The following is a 21,895-nucleotide window of genomic DNA, read 5'->3' on the forward strand; positions in this document are numbered from 1 at the left end:
ACCATGCCGCCTCTTCGGACGCGATATCGTCTAGCCGCACAGGTGTACCGCGCGCCCCTCGTCCGGGCGTGCCGGGCGCACCCGTCCGACCACGACGCACCGTCAGGCCCGGACCCGGGGACGGATCCTGACCACCGTGTCGCACTGTGACCTGTCCCCTGCGGAAACCCGAGGCCCGACCCGCAATGAACCTGACCTCCATACAGCTGGTCTGGACCGTCATCGGCGGCGCAGCCCTGCTGTTCACCGCCATCCTGGTGGCGACGCTGCGCTTCAAGAACAACAACCGGAAGCAGGACTCCGGCGACTCCTGGGAGCGCAGCGAGGAGCGCCGCCGGCGCAAGGAGATGATCTACGGGATCTCCTCCTACGTGCTGCTGTTCTGCTGCGCCGGCGTCGCCGCGGCGCTCTCCTTCCACGGCCTGGTCGGCTTCGGCAAGGAGAACCTCGGCCTGTCCAACGGCTGGGAGTACCTGGTTCCGTTCGGCCTGGACGGCGCCGCGATGTTCTGCTCGGTGCTCGCCGTGCGCGAGGCCAGCCACGGTGACGCGGCGCTCGGCTCGCGCCTGCTGGTCTGGGTCTTCGCGATCGCCTCGGCCTGGTTCAACTGGGTGCACGCCCCGCGCGGCATCTCGCACGACGGCGCCCCCGAGTTCTTCTCCGGCATGTCGATCTCGGCCGCGATCCTCTTCGACCGCGCCCTGAAGCAGACCCGCAAGGCCGCGCTGCGCGAGCAGGGCCTGGTCCCCCGCCCGCTGCCGCAGATCCGCATCGTCCGCTGGCTGCGCGCCCCCCGCGAGACCTACGCCGCCTGGTCGCTGATGCTGCTGGAGAACGTCCGCAGCCTGGACGAGGCCGTCGAGGAGGTGCGCGAGGAGCGCCAGGCCAAGCTGGACGCCAAGGTGCGCGCCCGCAGCGCCGACCGCCGCGAGCGCGCCGAGCTGAAGGCGATCTCCCGTCAGTCCGGCGGCATGCTCTCCCGCAACCGCGGTGGCCGCCAGGTGCCCGCCCTCGCCTCCGCCGGAGACGGCCAGAGCGCTACGGAGCCTGCCCTAGCCTCCGGGGCCGACGCTCTCTCCGCCACCACCGCCGGCGCCTCCGCGCTGGAGCCCGCCGCGCTGAGCACCCTGGAGACCGGCCGCCGCCCGCGCGGCTCCGTCGGCAGCAGCGCCGCCTCGGCTTCGTCCTCGTCCTCGTCCTACCGCAGCAGCTCGACCATCGACCTGACGCCGGACGACGACACCCTGTCGATGCCCAAGCTGGACTCGCTGGAGCGCAAGCTGCGCGCCATCGAGCAGCAGCTCGGCTGAGCCCGCGCCCCGTACACGCCGAACGGCCGTTCCCCACTCGGGAGGAACGGCCGTTCGTCGTCGTGGCGCCCGTGGCGCCCGTGCCGCGCCGTGGACTACTGGGCGCTGCCCACCAGCTCCCGCTCCCCGTCGCCCCCGCCGCCGGTGCCCTCGCGCCGGTTGCGCAGGATCGACGAGCCGAGGGCGAGGCCGATGAAGGCCACGCCGATCAGGCCGGTGACGATCTCCGGGATGTGGTACTCGATGCCGACCATCAGGATCACCGCGAGCGCGCCGATCGCGTAGTGCGCGCCGTGCTCCAGGTAGACGTAGTCGTCCAGGGTGCCCTTGCGGACCAGGAAGACGGTCAGCGAGCGGATGTACATCGCGCCGATGCCCAGGCCCAGGGTGATCTGGAAGATGTCGCTGGAGATGGCGAACGCGCTGACCACGCCGTCGAAGGAGAAGGACGCGTCCAGCACCTCGAGGTACATGAAGAGGAAGAACGCGGCCTTGCCGCCGACCTGGACGATCGACTTGCCGGACTTCTCGGCCTCCTCCTCCTTCTCGGCCTCCTCCTCCAGGCCCGACTCGAAGACCGAGGCGAGCCCGTTGACACCGAGGTAGGTGACGAGACCGAGCACGCCGGCGAGGAGCACCGTCTCGGCGTGCTCACCGGCGAAGAAGTTGGACGCCAGCAGCAGGGTGACCAGGGCGACGACGGTGGAGAAGGCCTCCAGCTTGCCGACCTTCTCCAGCGGGCGCTCGATCCAGGCCAGCCAGTTGTAGTCCTTCTCCTGGAAGATGAAGTCGAGGAAGATCATCAGCAGGAAGACGCCGCCGAAGGCCGCGATGGCCGGGTTGGCCTCCTCCAGGTACTGACCGTAGGTGAGGCCCTCGTACGTCTTGTCGCTGTGCAGGGCGAGGTCGATGACCGTCGCCGGGTTGAGGTGCGCGGTGAGGCCGACGACCAGCAGCGGGAAGATCAGCCGCATACCGAACACGGCGATCAGCACGCCGATGGTCAGGAAGATCTTCTGCCAGTACGGGTTCATCCGCTTCAACACCGTGGCGTTGACCACCGCGTTGTCGAACGAGAGGGAGATCTCCAGGATGGAGAGGATCAGCACGACGCCGAATCCCTCGGCTCCCCAGAGCAGGCCGGCGGCGATCAGTCCGATGATGGTGATCGCGAATGACCAGCCGAATGTGCGGAGGAACACGGGACTTGGTTACCTTTCGGGTTCATGGCGGGACGATCAGGACGATCGCGGCCTTTACTGTACGTTTACGCCGAAATCGAGAGCAATGCCCCGCAGACCGGAGGCGTAGCCCTGGCCGACCGCGCGGAACTTCCACTCGCCCGCGTACCGGTACAGCTCGCCGAAGATCATCGCGGTCTCGCTGGACGCGTCCTCGGTGAGGTCGTAGCGGGCGATCTCCTGGCCGTCCAGCGAGTTGACCACCCGGATGTACGCGTTGCGGACCTGGCCGAAGTTCTGCGACCGGTTCTCGGCGTCGTAGATGGACACCGGGAAGGCGACCTTGTCGACCTGCGGCGGCACGAGGTCCAGGTTGACCAGGACCACCTCGTCGTCGCCGTCGCCGTCACCGGTCAGGTTGTCACCGGTGTGCTCGACCGAGCCCTCGGGGCTCTTGAGGTTGTTGTAGAAGACGAAGTACTCGTCCCCCAGCACGCGGCCACTCGAGCAGAGCAGCGCGCTCGCGTCGAGGTCGAAGGGCGCGCCGGTCGTGGACCGGGCGTCCCAGCCGAGGCCGATCTGCACCTGCGTCAGATTCGGCGCGGCCTTCGTGAGCGAGACATTGCCACCCTTGGCGAGCGTGACACTCATGGCTGTCCTTCCTCCCTTTGCCTCCCGGGGCGCATCTCAGGTCTATTCCCCCGCGACCCCGACCGGCCCCCGTGGACCGGCTGAACTTTCCTGAACTCCCATCCTTCCAGTGCGCCGGGAACGACGGAACGGCCGGGGCGGCCGCCGACGCCCTCGCGTCCGCGGCCGCCCCGGCCGTTCGTGCTGCCGCACCGGGCCGTCACCGGCCCCGCCCGACTCAGACGTTCACGCCGAAGTCCTGGGCGATGCCGCGCAGGCCGGAGGCGTAGCCCTGGCCGATCGCGCGGAACTTCCACTCGGCGCCGTTGCGGTAGAGCTCACCGAAGACCATCGCCGTCTCGGTGGAGGCGTCCTCGCTGAGGTCGTACCGGGCCAGCTCCTTGTTGTCCGACTGGTTCACCACGCGGATGAACGCGTTGCGGACCTGGCCGAAGTTCTGCGACCGGTTCTCGGCGTCGTAGATGGACACCGGGAAGACGATCTTCTGCACGTCGGCCGGCACGGTCGCCAGGTTGACCTTGATCTGCTCGTCGTCGCCCTCGCCCTCACCGGTGAGGTTGTCACCGGTGTGCTCGACCGAGCCGTCGGGGCTCTTGAGGTTGTTGAAGAAGACGAAGTTGCCGTCCGTGCCGACCTTGCCCTGGTCGTTGCAGAGCAGGGCACTGGCGTCCAGGTCGAAATCCGTGCCCGTGGTGGTGCGGACGTCCCAGCCGAGGCCGACCACCACGGCGGTCAGGCCGGGGGCCTCCTTGGTGAGCGAGACATTGCCGCCCTTGCTCAGGCTGACACCCACTTGTCCTCCAAGATTCGGGAGGCACTCCTCGGTGCCCCCGTGGTGCGGTCCGAGGCTCCGGCGGCGAACCGTCCCGGGCCTCTGACCAGCCAACGAGCCGATCGTAGTGCGGGGTTCCCGTCCGCGCCGGGGAACCGGCACAACGCGGGCGGGGCGAGGCCCTCGGCGGGCTCAGAGGGCGCCGAGGGCGGCCAGGTACTCCTGCTCGTCACGGGCGTCCGGCAGGCCGTTCACGACGCTCCAGCGGACCACGCCGGCCTTGTCGATCACGAAGGTGCCGCGGACCGCGCAGCCCTTCTCCTCGTCGAAGACGCCGTAGGCGCGGGAGACCTCGCCGTGCGGCCAGAAGTCGGAGAGCAGCGGGAACTCCAGGCCCTCCTGCTCGGCGAAGATCCGCTGGCTGAAGGGCGAGTCGTTGGAGACGCCGAGCACCTGCACCTCGTCGTTCTGCAGCCGCGGCAGCTCCTTCTGGATCGCGCAGACCTCGCCGGTGCAGACACCGGTGAAGGCGAACGGGTAGAAGACCACGACGACGTTCTTCCCGCCCCGGAAGTCGGAGAGCTTCACCGGCTCGCCGTGCTGGTTCCTGAGCTCGAAGTCCGGAGCCTCGGTGCCGATCTCGATGGCCATGCGGGGACCTCTCCCACTCGACGCGACTGGGCCGCACGGGTGGCGCGGCGAGCGCCATCCTCGCATTCGCCGGTGGCGATTGGTCCGGACGGGTGAGTGCTGGGCCGTCCGGGGCCACCGCTTTCGCCCAGGGCGAACAGTTCGGCCGTCCGGGTCCGGTGCCGCCGGACGGGCCCCGGACGGACGGGACCGGACGGGACCGGGCGGGCACGGGCGGGCACGGGCGGCAACGGACGAAAACGCGACGGGACGGACGAAAACGACCGGGCCCCGCCGGAGGATGCTCCGGCGGGGCCCGGCGGGGCCCGTCAGGCGGCGCTCAGCGCTTGCCCGGCTTGGCGGTCGACTTGGTCGCCAGGCGGGTCGCGGCCCAGTCCTTGGCGACCGCGATCGAGCTGGTCTGGGAGAGGCCGGCGGTGCGGGCCGCGTCGGCGATGTCCGAGGCCTCGATGTGGCCGTCCCGGCCGGTCTTGGGCGTCAGCAGCCAGATCAGGCCGCCCTCGGCCAGGTATTCCAGGGCGTCGACGAGGGCGTCGGTGAGATCCCCGTCGTCGTCGCGGTGCCACAGCAGGACGGCGTCGGCGACGTCGTCGTAGTCCTCGTCGACGAGTTCCGTCCCGGTGATCTCCTCGATGCCCTCGCGGAGGTCCTGGTCAGTGTCTTCGTCGTACCCCAGCTCCTGGACGATCTGGCCCTCTTCGAAGCCGAGACGAAGTGCCGGGTTGGACTTGTCCGCGGGGTCCGCGGTCGCGCTCACGGGAATAACCTCCAGTATTCGGCCCGGCGTCCATGCCGAGGCTGTGGCCGTAGTCCACACGGGCGCGGCGGTTCGCGCAAGTACCCGACCCCCGATCCCCTCCAAAGGTTGACGTGTCGCACCGGGACACGCCGTGCGACGTGTCGGGAATCACACCGATTTGCCCTTCTCTGCACAGGACAAGGATGCTTCGGGTGGTCCTGGTCCACAGGCCGTACGCACGCCCGAGATGCGAACGGCATTCGGGTCCGCGCGTGCGCGGGCGTAGAGTCTCCTGTTGGCCCTCACCCCGGCCGTCCGCCATCGGACGGAAGGGAAACCAGGTCGGACCACCTCTGTTCGTAACACCCGGGGGTGCGCGGCCCGGACGACGCTGTCCGAACCGCACATCACCAGACCGCTCCTTCTGTCAGGGAGAGCGGTTACCGATCGGTAGAGATGACGGATCTCCGAGCGCGGTAGCACGATGGAGGCGGCGCGACACACCTCAGTTTCGACCGACAGTGAAGGAACAGCGTGGCTTCCGGATCCGATCGCAACCCGATCATCATTGGCGGCCTTCCGAGTCAGGTCCCGGACTTCGATCCCGAGGAGACCGCGGAATGGCTGGAGTCGCTCGATGCGGCCATCGACGAGCGGGGGCGTGAGCGTGCCCGTTACCTGATGCTGCGCCTGATCGAGCGCGCCCGCGAGAAGCGTGTCGCCGTGCCCGAGATGCGCAGCACGGACTACGTCAACACCATCGCCACCAAGGACGAGCCGTTCTTCCCCGGCAACGAGGAGATCGAGCGCAAGATCCTCAACGCGACCCGCTGGAACGCCGCGGTGATGGTCTCCCGGGCGCAGCGCCCGGGCATCGGCGTGGGTGGCCACATCGCCACCTTCGCCTCCTCGGCGTCGCTCTACGACGTCGGCTTCAACTACTTCTTCCGCGGCAAGGACGCCGAGGGCGAGTCCGGCGACCAGATCTTCTTCCAGGGCCACGCCTCCCCCGGCATCTACGCCCGCGCCTTCCTGCTGGACCGGCTCGGCGAGCAGCAGCTCGACGCCTTCCGCCAGGAGAAGTCGAAGTTCCCGAACGGCCTCTCCAGCTACCCGCACCCGCGGCTGATGCCGGACTTCTGGGAGTTCCCGACCGTCTCGATGGGCCTCGGCCCGCTCGGCGCGATCTACCAGGCCCGGATGAACCGGTACCTGGAGCACCGCGGCATCAAGGACACCTCCGACTCGCACGTCTACGCCTTCCTCGGCGACGGCGAGATGGACGAGCCCGAGTCGCTCGGCCAGCTCTCCCTGGCCGCCCGCGAGGGCCTGGACAACCTCACCTTCGTGGTCAACTGCAACCTGCAGCGCCTCGACGGCCCGGTCCGCGGCAACGGCAAGATCATCCAGGAACTGGAGTCGCAGTTCCGCGGCGCCGGCTGGAACGTCATCAAGCTGGTCTGGGACCGCAGCTGGGACCCGCTGCTCGCGCAGGACCGCGACGGCGTCCTGGTGAACAAGCTGAACACCACGGTGGACGGCCAGTTCCAGACCTACGCCACCGAGTCCGGCGCGTACATCCGCGAGAACTTCTTCGGCGGCGACCTGCGGCTGCGCAAGATGGTCGAGTCGATGACCGACCAGCAGATCCAGCACCTGGGCCGCGGCGGCCACGACCACCGCAAGATCTACGCGGCGTTCAAGGCGGCCCGCGAGCACAAGGGCCAGCCGACCGTCATCCTGGCGCAGACCGTCAAGGGCTGGACGCTGGGCCCCAACTTCGAGGGCCGCAACGCCACCCACCAGATGAAGAAGCTGACGGTCGAGGACCTGAAGCGCTTCCGCGACCGGCTGCACCTGCCGATCACCGACAAGCAGCTCGAGGAGGGCTACCCGCCCTACTACCACCCGGGCCGCGACTCGGAGGAGATCCAGTACATGCACGACCGCCGCCAGGAGCTGGGCGGCTACGTGCCGACCCGCAAGGTGCGGCCGCGCAAGCTGGAGCTGCCGGGCGACGACGCGTACAAGGCGGTCAAGAAGGGCTCCGGCAACCAGACCATCGCCACCACCATGGCGTTCGTCCGGCTGCTCAAGGACCTCATGCGGGACAAGGGCATCGGCAACCGCTTCGTACCGATCGCGCCCGACGAGTACCGCACCTTCGGCATGGACTCGCTGTTCCCGTCGGCGAAGATCTACAACCCGCTCGGCCAGACCTACGAGTCGGTCGACCGCGAGCTGCTGCTGGCGTACAAGGAGTCGCCGACCGGCCAGATGCTGCACGACGGCATCTCCGAGGCGGGCTGCACCGCCTCGCTGATCGCCGCGGGCTCGGCCTACGCCACCCACGGCGAGCCGCTGATCCCGGTGTACGTCTTCTACTCGATGTTCGGGTTCCAGCGCACCGGCGACCAGTTCTGGCAGATGGCCGACCAGCTGGCCCGCGGCTTCGTGCTCGGCGCCACCGCCGGCCGCACCACGCTGACCGGCGAGGGCCTGCAGCACGCCGACGGCCACTCGCACCTGCTGGCCTCGACCAACCCGGGCGTCGTCGCGTACGACCCCGCGTACGGCTTCGAGATCGCGCACATCGTCAAGGACGGTCTGCGCCGGATGTACGGCTCCAGCGAGGAGCACCCGAACGGCGAGGACGTCTTCTACTACCTCACCGTGTACAACGAGCCGATCAAGATGCCGGCCGAGCCCGAGAACGTGGACGTCGAGGGCATCCTCAAGGGTCTGTACAAGTACGCGGACGGCACCGCCGGCCGGATCCCGGCGCAGATCCTCGCCTCCGGCGTGGCCGTGCCGTGGGCCCTGGAGGCCCAGCGGATCCTGGCCGAGGAGTGGAACGTCAAGGCCGACGTCTGGTCCGCGACCTCCTGGAACGAGCTGCGCCGCGACGCGGTGGAGGCCGAGGAGTTCAACCTGCTGCACCCCGAGGAGCAGCAGCGCGTGCCGTACGTCACCAGCAAGCTCCACGGCGCCGAGGGCCCGTTCGTCGCGGTGTCCGACTGGATGCGCGCGGTGCCGGACCAGATCGCCCGCTGGGTGCCGGGCCAGTGGCAGTCGCTGGGTGCGGACGGCTTCGGCTTCGCCGACACCCGCGGTGCGGCCCGTCGCTTCTTCCACATCGACGCGCAGTCCGTCGTGCTGGCCGTGCTCACCGAGCTGGCCAAGCAGGGCAAGATCGAGCGCAGCGTGCTGAAGGACGCGATCGACCGCTACCAGCTGCTCGACGTGGCGGCGGCCGACCCGGGCGCCGCGGGCGGCGACGCCTGAGCGCACCGCTGATCCCCTGAGGGGCCGGTCCTCCCGCGCACGGGAGGACCGGCCCCTCTGCCGTGTCCCTGGGCTGTGACCCCGGCGCCGTGACCCTGGTCACAGCGGCTTGAACCTCACACCGGTGTCAGCTCCTAGGCTCGTCCCGACGAACCGGATCAGCCGAGGAGGTTCACCGATGAACACGACGAACGCCGCCCACCCCCGGCCCGCCGGCGGCGGCAACGACGACAACCGCACCGTGATCGCCGAGTTCCGGGCGGCCGGGGGCGTGGTCGGCGGCGACTTCGCCGGCAAGACCCTGCTGCTGCTCACCACCCGCGGCCGGCGCAGCGGCGAGTCCCGCACCACCCCGCTGGTCTACCTGGAGGACGGCGGGCGGGTGATCGTCTTCGCGCTGAACGGCGGCGCGCCCACCGACCCGGCCTGGTTCCGCAACCTCGCCGACGGCCCCGAGGTCACCGTCGAGCTCGGCCCGGACACCTTCGCCGCGCACGCCGTCCCGCTGGACGCCGCCGAGCACGAGGCCGTCTGGACCCGGCAGATCGCGATCGAGCCGCTGTTCGCCGAATTCCGTGCCCGAACCACCCGGGTGGTCCCGCTGGTGGAGCTTCGCCGGGCGGCCTGAAAGCGCCGCGCAGCGGTTCCGGCTCCTGCTCCCTCTTAACCTTCCCAAAAATCGCCCTTAAGGTGTCACCGAGGGGGCGAGGGGAGGGGGGCCGGTACCGTGCGTACACCGAGGACGGGGGCGTTGCCCCTGGCGTTGCTGGTCGGGGTGACGACCGGCGCCCTGCTGTCACAGCTGCTGCCCGCTCCGGAGGAGATCGGCGGGCCGTCGGTGTCGCTGCCGGCCGCCCCGGACCGGGCCCTGACCGACCTGGCACCGGTCCCCGCCCCTGCCACCCCTGTTCCCGGCCCCGACCCCGGGCCCGGCCCGGCCGCCCCCGCACCCGCCGACCCGGGCGCGCCCGCCGACCCCGTCGGACCCGGTGCCTCCGCGCCGCCGGCCGCCCCGCCCGCGACCTCGGCCGCCCCGCCCGCCGTTCCCCGCGACCGGCCCGTGCCGGGCCGGTCGCCCTCGCTCGGGCTCGTCTCCGCCGAGGTGGCGCCGACCGCCCCGGCGACGCCCCCCGCCCCGCCGGCGCCCCCCGCCGCGTCCGCGGACTCCGCCGCCCCGAGCACGCCTGCCGCCCCGGCGCCGAGCCCCACCCGCACCCCGCCGGTCCCGCCGCCCGCCCCGGCCCCGACCGGCGGCGGCAACCACTTCGGCCCCACCCAGGTGCTGCCCACCCCGAGCCCGTCGGCGACGCTGTCGGAGGAGGAGTACTGGCAGCGGGCCGAGCAGTGCTGGGCCGCCGCCGAGACCGACCCGACCCTGGACTGCCCGACCTCCTGACCACGGCCGGAGCGGGAAGTCGGACCTGCCGACTTACCACTCCAGGGGCCAAGGGTTCAACGGGGTATGCGCCGCCGGTCCGGCTCGGGGTTGGTCTCGGGGCTGAACCGGCCGGCCTGGCGGGCGATCCACGCGTACTCGGCGGTGCCGTCGGGGAGCGTGCGGAGTTCCCAGCGCCCGTGCCGGGTGATGGGCGGCGGGGCGAAGGTGTCGCGCATCCGCAGGCTGGTGACGACGCCCGTGACGACGGTGGCGATCGCGAGGGCCAGGAGCACGGCGAAGGCCGCGCCGACGAGGAAGCCGCTCATCGGCGGGCCGCTTCACGGAGGAGGTCGAGCAGGTTCAGGAGGGTGGAGACCGGCGCGTGGCCGAAGTCGACGCGGAGGAGGCCGTCGTCGCCGGTGGGGTCGGCGACGACGGCGGAGTCCCACTGGACGCCGAGGCTCCCGCCCCGCTCGCGGAGTTCGCCGAGCAGAGAGGTGACCTCGGGCTCGGTGTAGGTGCGGAGGATCTTGTCGTGGGGGCCGACGGGCTCCCGTCCGGCGGCGCTCACGCGGCGAAGTCCAGCTCGAACCAGACGGACTTGCCGTTCTTGTGGGCGTCGATCCCGAAGCGGTGGGCGAGGGCGCGGACGAGGCGGAGTCCACGCCCGGAGAGGGCGTAGGGGTCCGCGGGGGCGGGGGGCTCGGGCAGGGTCGGGCAGTCGTCGCAGACCGAGACGCGCAGGGAGGCCGGCCGGAGGGTGATCACCACTGAGGGCGCCCGCGAACCGGCGTGCGCCCAGGCGTTGACGAAGAGTTCGAGGAACGCGAGCTCCGCATCGGCGATGTCGTCCGGCCGCCAGCCGGACTCGGAGAGGACGGCACGCAGCTCGCAGCGGGCGACCGAGCAGTCCGGCGGGTTGAGGGCACGCATGGGAGACCTCCATGGGGAGAGGCGGAGGGAGGGAGGAAAGGGGAGACGCCGACGGATCGTCGCCGTGAACCAGGCCAGCCCGGAGCCGGCTGCTCTGCGGCGCAAAAGGGCAGCAGGCGCCTACTGCCCGGACGAACAGGCCTTACTGACGACCCGTCGGATCACCATGGGATCGACCATAGCCCACGGCGTCTTCAATTGAAGGAGATGTTCGCGAGAATCCCGCTTCCGAGGGAAGGACCACGTCCAGGATCGTCGAAGCTGGTTGGACCACCTCACGATCCGCGCGGCAGACTGGCCGCACACCATCCCCCGAAAGGACGCCATGCCTCTTCGTCGCGACCCGACCTTGCGCCAGCGTCGCCTGGGCGCCGAGATGCGGAAGATGCGAGAGCAGGCCGGTCTTGGTGGCAGCCAGCTTGCGCGCGGCCTTGGGCTGAACCCCACGCAAGTCACACAGATGGAGACCGGCAGAATCGGTGTCAGCGCTGATCGCCTTCGGACCGTGGCCGCCGCCTGCGACTGCGGAAACACCCCGTTGATCAACGCCCTCGCCGACATGGCCGTCGAACGAGGGAAGGGCTGGTGGGAGGACTACCGAGGAGTCTTGTCCACGGACTTCCTTGAGGTTGCGGAGGTTGAGGGCCACGCCCAGAAGCTCTACACCTGCACGACCACCTACATCCCCGGACTCCTTCAAACGAGCGACTACGCATCAGCGGTCTTCTCGCGAGCCACCCCGCTACCCACCCGGCAAGACATCGCCCTGCGAACCGAGTTCCGCATGAGACGGCAACAGGTTCTCCACTCGCAGAAGGTCCCCTACCTTGCCTTCGTGCACGAGGCCGCGCTGAGGATGCAGTTCGGCGGATCCGAGATCCTTGCCGAGCAACTTGCCGCACTTATCCAGGCGTCCGAGACCCCGGGAATCTCGGTACGGGTGATGCCGTTCAGCACCGACACCTTCCCCGGATCCAGCGAGAACCTCACCTTCGCCGAAGGTGTGACTCCCGAGCTGGACACCGTACAGATGGATGTCGCCCACGCAGTCCAGTTCTTCGACTCACCAGCTCATCTGGCGAGCTACCGAGCCGTCTTCGCTCGCCTGGACTCCAACGCCCTGCCTGAGGATGGGTCGCGAGAGCTCATTCGATCCATCATGAAAGAGGTCGTGAACAGGTATGCCTGAGAACACTTGGCAGAAGTCCAGCTACAGCGGTGCACACGATGAGTGCGTGGAGGTGCGCAGCGCCGGAGGACTGATCGAAGTCCGGGAGTCCGATGACCCTGACGTCATAGTCAGCACCAACACCTCCGCCTTCACCTCCCTGCTCCACACCGTCAAAGCCGGCGAACTCGACCACCACGCCTGACCTCGGCGGCTCTCGCTCGACCCGAGCGAGAGCCGCCGACCACGAGCACCCCATCCGCTGGAGCGGGAAGTCGGACCCGCCGACTGCCCACTCCAGCGGTCCACGCGTAAACGGCTGCCGGGCTTCGAGGCATTCCTCGAAGCCCGGCAGCGGCCGTCAAGCGGTGGGCCGTCAGATGTGGACGGCGGGGCCGGCGTCCGTGGTGCCGCGGCGGGTCAGCAGGCCGAGCACGGCGGCGGCGAAGGCGACCACCGAGGCGACCGCGAAGGCCAGCGACATGCCGCTGACGAAGGAGTCGTGCACGGCTCCGGCCATCGCGTCGACCACCTGCTGGGGGGTGCCGGCCGGGGCGGGCGGGGCGATGCCGAGCTGGGCGGCCTGGTTGAGGCCCTCGGCCTGCGCCGGGTCCACCGGCGGCAGACCCGCGTCGGCCCACTCGCCGGGCAGCGTGTCGGTGACCCGGGCGGCCATCAGCGCGCCCAGCACGGCGGTGCCGAGGCTGCCGCCGACCTGCATCGCGGACTGCTGGAGACCGCCGGCGACGCCGGAGAGCTCCAGCGGCGCGTTGCCGACGATGACCTCGGTGGCGCCGACCATGACCGGGCTGATGCCCAGGCCCATCAGCACGAACCAGAGCGCCATCACGCCGTTGCCGGAGCCGGCGTCCAGGGTGGACATGCCGAACATCGCGACGGTGGTGATCAGCATGCCGGCCACGATCGGGATCCGCGGGCCCAGCTTGCCGATCGCGATGCCCGCCACCGGCGATCCGATGATCATCATGCCGGTCATGGGCAGCAGGTGGACGCCCGCCTGGACCGGCGTCATGCCGTGCACGTTCTGCAGGTAGAAGGTCACGAAGAAGATCGCGCCGAAGAACGAGAAGGCCATCAGCACCATCAGCAGGGTGCCGGCCGACAGCGGCAGCGAACGGAACAGGCTGAGCGGGATCAGCGGCTCCCTGGCCACCCGCTGCCAGAACGCGAAGGCGGTCATCAGCACGACCGCGCCGCCCAGGAAGACCAGCGTGGAGACGTCGCCCCAGCCCCACTCGGGGGCCTTGATGATGCCGAAGACCAGCGCGAACATCGCCGTCGAGAGCAGCACGATGCCGGGGATGTCGAAGGACTTGGCGGCGTTCTCGGCCCGCACGTCCCGCAGGATCCACAGGCCGAGGGCCAGCGCGATCACGCCGACCGGGATGTTGATGAAGAACACCGACTCCCAGTTGACGTGCTCGACCAGCAGGCCGCCGACGATCGGACCGGCCGCGGTGGAGGCGCCGATGACGCCGCCCCAGATGCCGATCGCCATGTTGAGCTTCTCGGCCGGGAAGGCCCCGCGCAGCAGGCCGAGCGCGGCCGGCTGGAGCAGCGCGCCGAACAGGCCCTGCAGGACGCGGAAGGCGATCACCGTCTGGATGTTCCCGGCGAAGCCGATCGCCGCCGAGGTGGCCGCGAAGCCGACCGCGCCGACCAGGAAGGTGTTCTTGTGGCCGAACCGGTCGCCGATCTTGCCGGCGGTGATCAGGAAGACCGCGAGGGCGAGCAGGTAGCCGCTGGTCACCCACTGGATCTCGGAGGGCGCGGCGTTGAGGTCGGCCTGGATCACCGGGTTGGCGATCGCGACGATCGTGCCGTCCAGGGCGACCATCATCACGCCGACGGCGACGGTGAGCAGGGTCAGCCAGGGGTGTCCCTGGAGGCTCCTCCCGCCCGGCGAGGTACCCGGCGGCGATGCCTCCGCCGTGGCGCTCTTGGTCAGGGACTGGCTCATCTGGGCCCTCCGGGGGGCTGGCAGCGGGCGGACGTCGGTGGTGGCGCCCCCGGCCCACCCGTCCCCACGAGTGCCCGGCCCCGGGGCGCCACCAAGGCACATTATGTCAGCGACTGACATTCGGCAAACGCTGCCTTCTGCGTCTCTCTGCCATTTGTCAGATCGCTACAGTAGCCTCCACAGCACCAGCCCGATCACCCTCCGGAAGGCCCCCGCCATGGCCGCTCAGCCCGCATCCCCCGCCCCCGCCCAGGAGCCCGGACTGCGCGCCCGGAAGAAGCAGCGCACCCGGGACGCCCTCATCGAGGCGGCCCACCGGCTCTTCCTCGGCCAGGGCTTCTCCCGCACCACCGTCGACGAGATCGCCGGCGCCGTCGACGTCTCGCAGCGGACCTTCTTCCGCTACTTCGCCAACAAGGACGAGGTCGCCCTCGCCGTCCTCGCCGAGGCCGAGGACCACTTCATCGAGCTGCTGCGGGCCCGCCCCGCCGAGGAGAACCCGCTCCGGGCGCTGCGCGCCGCGATCGTCGGCTCCTGGCTGGAGCGCGGCGCGGGCCGCGACACCGGGCCCTCCTCGGTGACGGCCGCGCTGGAGCTGATCCAGATGATCGAGACCAGCCCCACCCTGCTCGCCGCCCACCTGCGCCGGGTCACCGAACAGGAACGGGTGGTGGCCACGATCATCGCCGAGCGCGAGGGCCTCGACCCGGCCGAGGACCTGCGCCCCGCCGTGCTCGCGGCGGCCTTCGGCGGCGTGCTGCGCGCCGCCCACCTGTCCTGGAGCACCGACCAGGAGGACACCGGCCCGGAGGGCATGGTCGCGCTGATCGGCCGGCACCTGGACCTGCTCGGCCCGGCCCTGGTCGGCGACTGGAGACCGTGACCCTCATACCCGGGTACTACGCGGGAGTCCGGACCCCGGTGGGACGCCGGCCGCCCCGTGCCGCCCTAGGCTGACCGGATGTCCAAGCCACTCACCGGGCCGGCCCCGGGCGGTCCGGTGCGCGCGCTGCTCGCCCCGCTCACCCGCCCGTCCGCCGACCACACCCCGCTGCTCGCCCAGGCCTCCCGCCGCTGGGTCCGCCTCCTGCCGTACGTCCTCGCCCTGGCCGCGACCGCCGCGCTGCTGCCCACCACCATCGCCGTGCTGGTCAACGACTACGGGGTGGACGCCGGCCCGGCCGCCGCCCTCGCGGTCGCCCAGACGGTGCCGCTGCTGCTCGCCGTCACCCGGCCGCTGCCCGCCTGGTGGATGATCGGCGGCGGCGCCCTGCTGACCTCGCTGCTGGTCCTCGGCACCGGCGACGGCGCCACCGCCCAGGGGGTCGACGGCCCCTGGCCGTGGCCTCCGCCCGGCCTGGTCGGCTACCTGCTGCTGATGCTGACGCTCGCCCTGCGCGAGGCCCGGCGGACCCTGGTCGCGGTCTGGCTGGTCACCGCCGCGGCGAGCCCGGCGCTCTCCGTCGTCGGCCTCGCCGGCGGGTTCGGCGGCGACAACAGCCTGCTCGCCATCGCCCTGGCCGGCGCCGTCCTGGTGCTCGGCGGGGCGCTGCGCGAGCGCGCCGAGGCCCGCCGGCTGCTCGCCGAGCAGGAGCACATCAGCGAGGCCGAACGCGAGCGGCGCACCCTGCTGGAGGAGCGCGCCCGGATCGCCCGCGAGCTGCACGACGTGGTCGCCCACCACATGTCGGTGATCGCCGTGCAGGCGGCCAGCGCGCCGTACCGGATCGCCGGCGTACCGGCCGAGGCCGCCGAGGAGTTCACCGCGATCGCCGGTGGCGCGCGCGAGTCGCTGGCCGAGATGCGGCGGCTGCTCGGCGTGCTGCGCAGCGAGGAGTCCGGCGCCGAGACGGCGCCGCAGCCGGGCGTCGGGCAGCTCGCCCAGCTGGTCGAGACGGTCGGCCGGGCCGGGGTGTCCGCCGAGCTGACGCTCGCCCCGGAGCTGGCCGGCGACCCGCTGCCGCCGGCCGTCGGGCTCTCGGTCTACCGGATCGTCCAGGAGGCGCTGGCCAACGTGGTCCGGCACGCCCCCGGCGCCGCGGCCTGGGTCTCGCTGGCCGTCACCGACGGATCCCTGCTGGTCACCGTGGTCAACGCGGCGCCGCCGGTGCGGGCCGAGTCGCTGGAGGCCTCGGTCGAGGGCACCGGCCAGGGACTGGTCGGCATGCGCGAGCGGGTGCGGCTGCTGGGCGGCCGGCTGGACACCGGGCCGCTGCCGGACGGCGGCTTCACGGTGGCCGCCGTCCTGCCGGTTCCCGCCCTGGCGGATACTCGATCGGACGACCGCCGGCCCGGCGGCCCCGCACCGGAGGAACCGGAGGGGCGGCCGGCCGGACCGTAGGAGCCTCCGGGAGAGCACCGTATGACCATCCGCGTGATCATCGTCGACGACCAGGCGATGGTGCGGGCCGGCTTCGCCGCCCTGCTGAACGCGCAGAGCGACATCGACGTGGTGGGGGACGCCGCCGACGGCGCCCAGGCCCTGGAGGTGAGCGGCCGCACCCACCCGGACGTCGTGCTGATGGACGTCCGGATGCCCGTGATGGACGGCCTGGAGGCGGCCCGCCGGCTGCTGGACCCGGCCGTGCCCGGCGCGCACCGCCCCAAGGTGCTGATGCTGACCACCTTCGACGTGGACGACTACGTCTACGACGCGCTGCGCGCCGGCGCCAGCGGCTTCCTGCTCAAGGACGCGCCGCCGGACGACCTCATCGCCGCCGTCCGGGTGGTCGCGGCCGGCGAGGCGCTGCTCGCCCCCTCGGTGACCCGGCGGCTGATCGAGGACTTCGCCCGGACCAGGCCGGCCAGGCGCCGCGACCCCAAGGTGCGGCTCAACGGGCTGACCCCGCGCGAGACGGAGGTCCTGGAGCTCATCGCCCGCGGCCTGTCCAATCAGGAGATCGCCGCCCGGCTGGTGCTCGCCGAGCAGACCGTGAAGACCCACATCGGCCGGATCCTGGCCAAGCTCGACCTGCGCGACCGCGCCCAGGCGGTGGTGCTCGCCTACGAGTCCGGCCTGGTGACCCCGGGTCAGTGAGCCGCTTCCCCGGACCCCGGTGGGCCCCTCCCCCGGAGCGCAAGGGGGCTGTCCCCCGGGGGATAGCCCCCTGATACCCGGGTAGCACCCGGCAGTTGGCCCCGCGGTGCGATGTCCGCGGGGCCACCTCGTTCCTACCGTCCTCCCCGTCGAAGCCGAACGGGCCGGAGGAACGGGACATGACGAGGAATCGGATCGGCCGCGCGGCGGCCGCCGCCGCGCTGGCGCTGGCCGCGGTACTGGGGGCGGGCGGCTGGGCCGCCGGCGGCGAGCGCGCGGTGACCGGTCCGCCGCCCGGGGCCGCCGCCTGGCGGGCCGACACCGCCCTCGGGCGCCCGCTGCCCGACCCCGCCACCGCCTCCCCCGCCGAGGTCGCCGCCTTCTTCACCGCGCTGCCGCCCGCCGCCCGGGAGGAGCTGGCCGTCCGCCACCCACTGGTGGTCGGCAACCTGGACGGCGCGCCCGTCGAGCTGCGCCACCGGGCCAACGCCCGGGCCGTCGCCGGGGAGCGCGAGCGCGCCCTCGCCCGGGCCGCCGACCCGGCGCTCACCGCGCAGGACCGCGCCGCCGCCCGGGAGCGGGCCGAGCGCTACCGGACCCTGCTCGACGGGGCCGCGTCCGGCGGGCCGCGCCGCCTCCTCGCCTTCGACCCGCGCGGGCGCGGCCAGATCGCCGAGGTGTTCGGCGACCTCGCCGGCGCCCGGCGCACCGCGGTCGTCGTCCCCGGCTCGGACATCGACCTGCGCACCTTCGACCGGGCCGGCGACCCGTACGGCACGCCCGTCGGCATGGCCCGGGCGCTGTACGAGGCGACCGGCGGGCGCACCGCCGTGATCGCCTGGGCCGGCTACACCACCCCGGTCGGGCTGGGCCCGGACGCCGCCACCGAGACCCTGGCCGGGGCCGGCGCCGAGCGGCTGAACCGGCTGCTCGACGGACTCGCCGTCAGCACCCGGCCCGACGCCCCGGCCACGGTGTTCTGCCACAGCTACGGCTCGGTGGTCTGCGGGCTGGCCCGGCCGGGCCCGCGACAGGCCTCCGGCGTGGTGGTGCTGGGCTCGCCGGGCCTGGGCGTCGGCTCCGCCGCCGACCTCGACCCGCGCGTCCCGCTCTGGGCCACCGCCCGCAACGGCTCGGACTGGATCGGCAACGTGCCGAACGTGCGCCTGTTCGGCCTCGGGCACGGCGCCGACCCGACCGCGCCGGCCTTCGGCGCCCGCCCGCTGCCGTCCACCGGGTCGCACGGCCACACCGGCTACTTCGCCCCGGGCACCGCCTCGCTGGCCGCCTTCGCCGGCCTCGCCCTCGGCCGCTGACCCCGGCCGCTCCCCTCCCCGGACCACCGCCGCACCCCGCGAACGGAGACCCCGTCATGCCCAGTTCCCTGCTCGCCCCCCTGCACCGGGCCGCCCGCCAGGTGGACGCCCGCACCCCCGAGAGCCGCGACCGCGCCCTGGACGGCCTGCGCGCCGTCGCCCTGCTCGCCGTCCCGGTGGGCCACTGGCTGCTCGGCGGCTTCACCCGCTCCGCCGACGGCGCCCTGCACAACGCCAGCCCGCTCTCCTCCCCCGACCTCGGCTTCTTCGCCCCGGCCAGCTGGGGGCTCCAGCTGCTGGGCGTGTTCTTCCTGGTCGGCGGCCACTCCGCGGTCCGCTCGCTGGAACGCGCCCGGGCCCGGGGCGTCGGCTACGGGGGCTGGCTGCGCGGCCGGGCGGTGCGGCTGCTGCGGCCGGTGCTCGGGGTGACCGCCGTCTGGGCGCTGCTGATCCCGCTGCTGCCGCGCCTCGGCGTCCCCGCCGACACCGTGCGCACCGGCTCGACGCTGGTGGTGCAGCCGCTCTGGTACATCGCGGTCTACCTGGGCCTGACCGCGCTCACCCCGCTCTGCGCGGGCGCCGCCCGCCGGCTGGGCGGCCGGTCGGCCGGCCTGCTGCTCACCGCGGTCGCCGTCGTCGACCTGCTGCGCTACGGGCCGTGGGCGCAGGCGGTGCCGTCCTGGGTGGGCCTGCTGAACATCCTGCCGGGCTGGCTGTTCGGCTACCAGCTGGGCGTGCTCTGGGCCGGGGGGCGGCTGGGCCGTCCGGCGGCAAGGCTGCTGCTGGCCGGCGGCGGGGTGCTGTTCGCCGTGCTGCTGGTGGTCTTCCACTACCCGGCGTCGATGGTCGGCGTGCCGGGCGCCGGGCGCACCAACTCGCACCCGCCGTCCCTGCTGGTCCTGGCGCTGGCCTCGGTGCAGTGCGGCGCGGCGGTGCTGCTGCGCGAGCGGCTCGGCCGGCTGCTGACCCGCCGTCCGCTGCTCTGGCTGCCGGTGGTGGCGGTGAACCTCTCGGCGATGACGATCTTCTGCTGGCACCAGAGCGCGATGCTCGCGGTCGCGGTGCCGGGCGCGGCGGCCTTCGGCGCGGTGCCGGGGCTGACGGTGGCTCCGGACTCGCTCGGCTGGGTCGCGATCCGGCTGACGCTGCTGCCGCTGTTCGGGGCGGTACTGGTCGCCATCGGGTGGTTCACCCGGCGCTTCGACGGCCCGTGGACGGGCTTCTCCCGGCCGGCCAGGGCGGTGGCCGGCGCGGGAGCGGCGTTCTTCACCGCGTACGCGCTGGGCGTCGTCTGACGTACGCGGGCACGCGGGGCGGTGGAGGGGCGCGGACCGACGGTCCACGCCCCTCTCCGTGTTCCGGCACGCCCCGGCTCACCCGCCTGCGGGCCCCGTCCCCGCCGAACGCAGTGCCTCCGCATGCGAACCGCCACCCACCGTGATGACCTGTTGGCTGTCGGCGACCGGGCCCTGCCCCGTCGGCCGTTGCCCCTTCCCCCCGCCCGGAGTTCCGAGCCGGACGGCCCCTGCCCGAGGAGTTCCATGTCCCTGTCCCCGCCACGGCGCGGCCGACGCCTTCCGACCGTGCTCGCCACCGCCGTGGTCTGTGCGCTGACCGCCGGCACCGTCCTGTCCGCCGTCGCCCCCGCCGCCGCCCACGGCTCCGGCGGCCACGACGCGCCCGACGGCTCGGCCGCCACCGCCCCCAAGGTCCCCGACCCCCGGATGCTCGCCGAGCTGCGCGACGACGAGGTCGCCGCGCTCGGCCAGGAGCACGCCGAGGAGCACGCCCGGATGCGCGCGGCCGTCCGCGGCGTCGGCGACTACCCGCAGACCACCCGCACCAACCGGCTGAACGCCCTGACGGAGTCCCAGGCCGCCCACAACAAGGGCTTCGCCCCCGAGACCTTCGGGGCGTTCAACCAGTACTTCCCCTCCCCCGACTTCGGCGACCACATCGCGCTGCTGCCCACCGGCAAGGTGCTGCTGTTCTCCTTCGAGCGGATCGAGACCAACCCGGAGAAGGAGCCCGCCCCCACCCAGACCACCGGGCGGGAGAACGCGGGCCGGGCGTTCCTCTGGGACCCGGCCAAGGGCTACGGCAAGGACGCGTTCAAGCAGGTCACCCCGCCCGTGGTCAACATGCCCGACGGCCTGAACCAGCCCCGTCCGGCGCCGTTCTTCTGCGCCGGCCACTCCTTCCTGCCCAATGGCATGCTCGGCGTCTTCGGCGGCAACCTCGGCGGCAACGGCGGCACCGGCGCCAAGCTCTCGCTGATCTTCGACCCGTGGACCGAGACCTGGACCCGCAACCCCGACATGTCGGTGGGCCGCTGGTACCCCTCGGTGGTGACCGGCGCGGACGGCCGGCAGCTGATCATGTCCGGCCAGTCCGAACTCGGCTGGGGCACCCCCACCCCGGTGGTCGAGCGCTTCCCCGCCAAGGACTACCCGGTGCCCTCGCTGAAGAGCGAGACCCCGAGGAACACCCCCGTCGACCGCTTCGCGGCCGACGCCCCGTTCTCCCTGGACTACCCGCACCTGTTCTCGCTCAACGACGGCCAGGTCTACGGCTTCGGCCGCCAGGCCGCCGAGCAGTGGAAGTTCGACCCGGTCGCCGAGACCCGCAGCGACCTGACCGCCCGCCCGGACGGCCGCAAGCGCAACTACGGCTCGGCCGTCCCGCTGCCCGGCGGCGTCAACGGCCCGGACTCCGCGCTGATCCTCGGCGGCGACCGGGACAACCCGAGCACCCTGCGCTTCTCCAACGGCAGCTGGACCGCCGAGAAGTCCCGCGCCTTCGGCCGCACCCAGGACGACACCCTGCTGCTGCCCAACGGCCGGCTGATGACCGTCAACGGCGCCTACGACATCCGGGACTACGGCAACGGCCCCTACAACCCGAACGCCGACCTCAAGTACCGCCAGGTCGAACTCCGCGACGACCAGGGCAACTGGAAGCTCGGCCCGGTCCAGCGGCTGCCGCGCGGCTACCACTCCAACGCCGTCGTCCTGCCCGACGGGCGCGTCATGGTCACCGGCGACGAGCTCCAGCAGATCGCCAACAACCCGGACATCAACGGCACGGTGAGCGACATCCCCGGCACGGACGGCCCGGTCACCATGAACGGGACCATCGAGATCTACGAGCCGGCCTACCTCCACCAGGGCGACCGCCCCTCCCTCGACCGGGCCCCGACCACCCCCGTCGGCTACGACAAGACCTTCCAGGTCACCACCGAGACCCCCGGCCTGGTCTCCAAGGCCGTGCTGCTCTCGCCCACCACCTCCACCCACTCGGTCAACACCAGCCAGCGCCACCTCGACCTGCGGCTCAGCAGCCGGGCCGGCAACCGGCTGGAGCTGCAGGCCCCGCCGGACGCCAAGGCCGCACCGCCCGGCTGGTACCTGCTCTTCCTGCTCAACGACCGGGGCGTGCCCTCCGTCGCCAAGTGGATCCAGCTCGGCCCCACCGCCTGACCCCCACCCCGGAT

The 21,895-nt window shown here is 72.2% G+C and carries 21 protein-coding genes; 12 read left to right on the forward strand and 9 right to left on the reverse strand.

Going from position 1 to position 21,895, the window contains the following annotated elements; genetic code table 11:
* Positions 1-185: 185 nt before the first annotated feature.
* Positions 186-1,310, forward strand: coding sequence for a DUF2637 domain-containing protein (locus tag ABT238_RS11255; RefSeq protein WP_350562002.1), 1,125 nt, complete (start codon positions 186-188; stop codon positions 1,308-1,310).
* Positions 1,311-1,405: 95 nt separating this feature from the next.
* Here ABT238_RS11255 and ABT238_RS11260 read toward each other — a convergent pair whose 3' ends face one another.
* The 5 genes from ABT238_RS11260 to ABT238_RS11280 form a co-directional block, all read right to left on the reverse strand.
* Entirely contained in the window at positions 1,406-2,512 is a 1,107-nt protein-coding gene (locus ABT238_RS11260) for a DUF475 domain-containing protein (RefSeq protein ID WP_350562000.1), read from the reverse strand.
* Positions 2,513-2,566: 54 nt separating this feature from the next.
* Positions 2,567-3,142: a TerD family protein gene (locus ABT238_RS11265; protein ID WP_350561998.1), complete on the reverse strand. Its 576-nt coding sequence runs from the start codon at positions 3,140-3,142 to the stop codon at positions 2,567-2,569.
* A gap of 217 nt (positions 3,143-3,359) precedes the next feature.
* Positions 3,360-3,935, reverse strand: a complete 576-nt coding sequence (locus ABT238_RS11270) for a TerD family protein (RefSeq protein ID WP_350561996.1) — start codon at positions 3,933-3,935, stop codon at positions 3,360-3,362.
* Positions 3,936-4,106: 171 nt separating this feature from the next.
* Complete coding sequence (locus ABT238_RS11275; RefSeq protein WP_350561994.1) at positions 4,107-4,565, reverse strand: peroxiredoxin; 459 nt, start codon at positions 4,563-4,565, stop codon at positions 4,107-4,109.
* Between the two features lie 319 nt (positions 4,566-4,884).
* On the reverse strand, positions 4,885-5,322 hold the full coding sequence (locus ABT238_RS11280) for a DUF3052 domain-containing protein (protein ID WP_350561992.1): 438 nt from the start codon (positions 5,320-5,322) through the stop codon (positions 4,885-4,887).
* A gap of 516 nt (positions 5,323-5,838) precedes the next feature.
* Between ABT238_RS11280 and aceE the strand changes: the two genes are divergently transcribed.
* The 3 genes from aceE to ABT238_RS11295 all read left to right on the forward strand — a co-directional run bounded on the left by aceE (position 5,839) and on the right by ABT238_RS11295 (position 9,985).
* On the forward strand, positions 5,839-8,589 hold the full coding sequence (gene aceE / locus ABT238_RS11285) for a pyruvate dehydrogenase (acetyl-transferring), homodimeric type (protein ID WP_350561990.1): 2,751 nt from the start codon (positions 5,839-5,841) through the stop codon (positions 8,587-8,589).
* 178 nt (positions 8,590-8,767) lie between these two features.
* Positions 8,768-9,217, forward strand: coding sequence for a nitroreductase/quinone reductase family protein (locus tag ABT238_RS11290; protein ID WP_350756685.1), 450 nt, complete (start codon positions 8,768-8,770; stop codon positions 9,215-9,217).
* A gap of 123 nt (positions 9,218-9,340) precedes the next feature.
* On the forward strand, positions 9,341-9,985 hold the full coding sequence (locus ABT238_RS11295) for a hypothetical protein (RefSeq protein ID WP_350756688.1): 645 nt from the start codon (positions 9,341-9,343) through the stop codon (positions 9,983-9,985).
* Positions 9,986-10,041: 56 nt separating this feature from the next.
* On the opposite strand, the gene ABT238_RS11300 is transcribed toward ABT238_RS11295, so the two are convergent.
* From ABT238_RS11300 to ABT238_RS11310, 3 genes are read right to left on the reverse strand one after another with little or no spacing between them, the layout of a single operon-like run.
* Positions 10,042-10,293, reverse strand: a complete 252-nt coding sequence (locus tag ABT238_RS11300; protein ID WP_350561984.1) for a hypothetical protein — start codon at positions 10,291-10,293, stop codon at positions 10,042-10,044.
* Complete coding sequence (locus ABT238_RS11305; protein ID WP_350756691.1) at positions 10,290-10,538, reverse strand: hypothetical protein; 249 nt, start codon at positions 10,536-10,538, stop codon at positions 10,290-10,292. The genes ABT238_RS11300 and ABT238_RS11305 overlap by 4 nt, the downstream gene beginning before the upstream one ends.
* Entirely contained in the window at positions 10,535-10,900 is a 366-nt protein-coding gene (locus ABT238_RS11310; protein WP_350561980.1) for an ATP-binding protein, read from the reverse strand. The genes ABT238_RS11305 and ABT238_RS11310 overlap by 4 nt, the downstream gene beginning before the upstream one ends.
* Positions 10,901-11,165: 265 nt before the next feature.
* Here ABT238_RS11310 and ABT238_RS11315 point away from each other — a divergent pair, with 265 nt between their 5' ends.
* Complete coding sequence (locus ABT238_RS11315) at positions 11,166-12,089, forward strand: helix-turn-helix domain-containing protein (RefSeq protein ID WP_350756693.1); 924 nt, start codon at positions 11,166-11,168, stop codon at positions 12,087-12,089.
* Positions 12,082-12,273 carry a DUF397 domain-containing protein gene (locus ABT238_RS11320; protein WP_350756696.1) on the forward strand — a complete coding sequence of 64 codons (192 nt, stop codon included), beginning with the start codon at positions 12,082-12,084 and terminating at the stop codon, positions 12,271-12,273. The genes ABT238_RS11315 and ABT238_RS11320 overlap by 8 nt, the downstream gene beginning before the upstream one ends.
* A gap of 171 nt (positions 12,274-12,444) precedes the next feature.
* Here the strand turns inward: ABT238_RS11320 and ABT238_RS11325 are convergent, their stop codons facing one another.
* A complete protein-coding gene (locus ABT238_RS11325) occupies positions 12,445-14,049 on the reverse strand; it encodes an MFS transporter (protein WP_350756698.1) in 1,605 nt (534 codons plus the stop codon).
* Positions 14,050-14,266: 217 nt separating this feature from the next.
* On the opposite strand from ABT238_RS11325, the gene ABT238_RS11330 reads away from it, so the two are divergent.
* From ABT238_RS11330 to ABT238_RS11355, 6 genes are all read left to right on the forward strand, one after another.
* Positions 14,267-14,932 (forward strand): TetR family transcriptional regulator, encoded by a 666-nt coding sequence (locus ABT238_RS11330; protein ID WP_350566490.1) that lies wholly within the window; start codon positions 14,267-14,269, stop codon positions 14,930-14,932.
* A gap of 78 nt (positions 14,933-15,010) precedes the next feature.
* Positions 15,011-16,390, forward strand: a complete 1,380-nt coding sequence (locus ABT238_RS11335) for a sensor histidine kinase (RefSeq protein WP_350566488.1) — start codon at positions 15,011-15,013, stop codon at positions 16,388-16,390.
* A 21-nt stretch (positions 16,391-16,411) separates the two neighbouring features.
* Entirely contained in the window at positions 16,412-17,086 is a 675-nt protein-coding gene (locus tag ABT238_RS11340) for a response regulator (protein WP_350566486.1), read from the forward strand.
* A gap of 179 nt (positions 17,087-17,265) precedes the next feature.
* On the forward strand, positions 17,266-18,402 hold the full coding sequence (locus tag ABT238_RS11345) for an alpha/beta hydrolase (RefSeq protein ID WP_350566484.1): 1,137 nt from the start codon (positions 17,266-17,268) through the stop codon (positions 18,400-18,402).
* A 56-nt stretch (positions 18,403-18,458) separates the two neighbouring features.
* Positions 18,459-19,697 carry an acyltransferase family protein gene (locus ABT238_RS11350; RefSeq protein ID WP_350756701.1) on the forward strand — a complete coding sequence of 413 codons (1,239 nt, stop codon included), beginning with the start codon at positions 18,459-18,461 and terminating at the stop codon, positions 19,695-19,697.
* Between the two features lie 246 nt (positions 19,698-19,943).
* The gene (locus tag ABT238_RS11355; RefSeq protein WP_350566480.1) at positions 19,944-21,881 is read left to right on the forward strand and encodes a galactose oxidase early set domain-containing protein; all 1,938 of its coding nucleotides are present in this window, start codon (positions 19,944-19,946) and stop codon (positions 21,879-21,881) included.
* Positions 21,882-21,895: the final 14 nt, after the last annotated feature.

Source organism: Kitasatospora sp. NPDC001527 (assembly GCF_040298605.1).
Classification (GTDB): Bacteria; Actinomycetota; Actinomycetes; order Streptomycetales; family Streptomycetaceae; genus Kitasatospora.

Bases quoted from the DNA above. Each gene is read 5' to 3' on its own strand.
- ABT238_RS11255 (WP_350562002.1), top strand. From the start codon at position 186: ATGAACCTGACCTCCATACAGCTGGTCTGGACCGTCATCGGCGGCGCA.
- ABT238_RS11265 (WP_350561998.1), bottom strand. From the start codon at position 3,142: ATGAGTGTCACGCTCGCCAAGGGTGGCAATGTCTCGCTCACGAAGGCC.
- ABT238_RS11275 (WP_350561994.1), bottom strand. From the start codon at position 4,565: ATGGCCATCGAGATCGGCACCGAGGCTCCGGACTTCGAGCTCAGGAAC.
- ABT238_RS11290 (WP_350756685.1), top strand. From the start codon at position 8,768: ATGAACACGACGAACGCCGCCCACCCCCGGCCCGCCGGCGGCGGCAAC.
- ABT238_RS11300 (WP_350561984.1), bottom strand. From the start codon at position 10,293: ATGAGCGGCTTCCTCGTCGGCGCGGCCTTCGCCGTGCTCCTGGCCCTC.
- ABT238_RS11310 (WP_350561980.1), bottom strand. From the start codon at position 10,900: ATGCGTGCCCTCAACCCGCCGGACTGCTCGGTCGCCCGCTGCGAGCTG.
- ABT238_RS11320 (WP_350756696.1), top strand. From the start codon at position 12,082: ATGCCTGAGAACACTTGGCAGAAGTCCAGCTACAGCGGTGCACACGAT.
- ABT238_RS11325 (WP_350756698.1), bottom strand. From the start codon at position 14,049: ATGAGCCAGTCCCTGACCAAGAGCGCCACGGCGGAGGCATCGCCGCCG.
- ABT238_RS11330 (WP_350566490.1), top strand. From the start codon at position 14,267: ATGGCCGCTCAGCCCGCATCCCCCGCCCCCGCCCAGGAGCCCGGACTG.
- ABT238_RS11335 (WP_350566488.1), top strand. From the start codon at position 15,011: ATGTCCAAGCCACTCACCGGGCCGGCCCCGGGCGGTCCGGTGCGCGCG.
- ABT238_RS11340 (WP_350566486.1), top strand. From the start codon at position 16,412: ATGACCATCCGCGTGATCATCGTCGACGACCAGGCGATGGTGCGGGCC.
- ABT238_RS11345 (WP_350566484.1), top strand. From the start codon at position 17,266: ATGACGAGGAATCGGATCGGCCGCGCGGCGGCCGCCGCCGCGCTGGCG.
- ABT238_RS11350 (WP_350756701.1), top strand. From the start codon at position 18,459: ATGCCCAGTTCCCTGCTCGCCCCCCTGCACCGGGCCGCCCGCCAGGTG.
- ABT238_RS11355 (WP_350566480.1), top strand. From the start codon at position 19,944: ATGTCCCTGTCCCCGCCACGGCGCGGCCGACGCCTTCCGACCGTGCTC.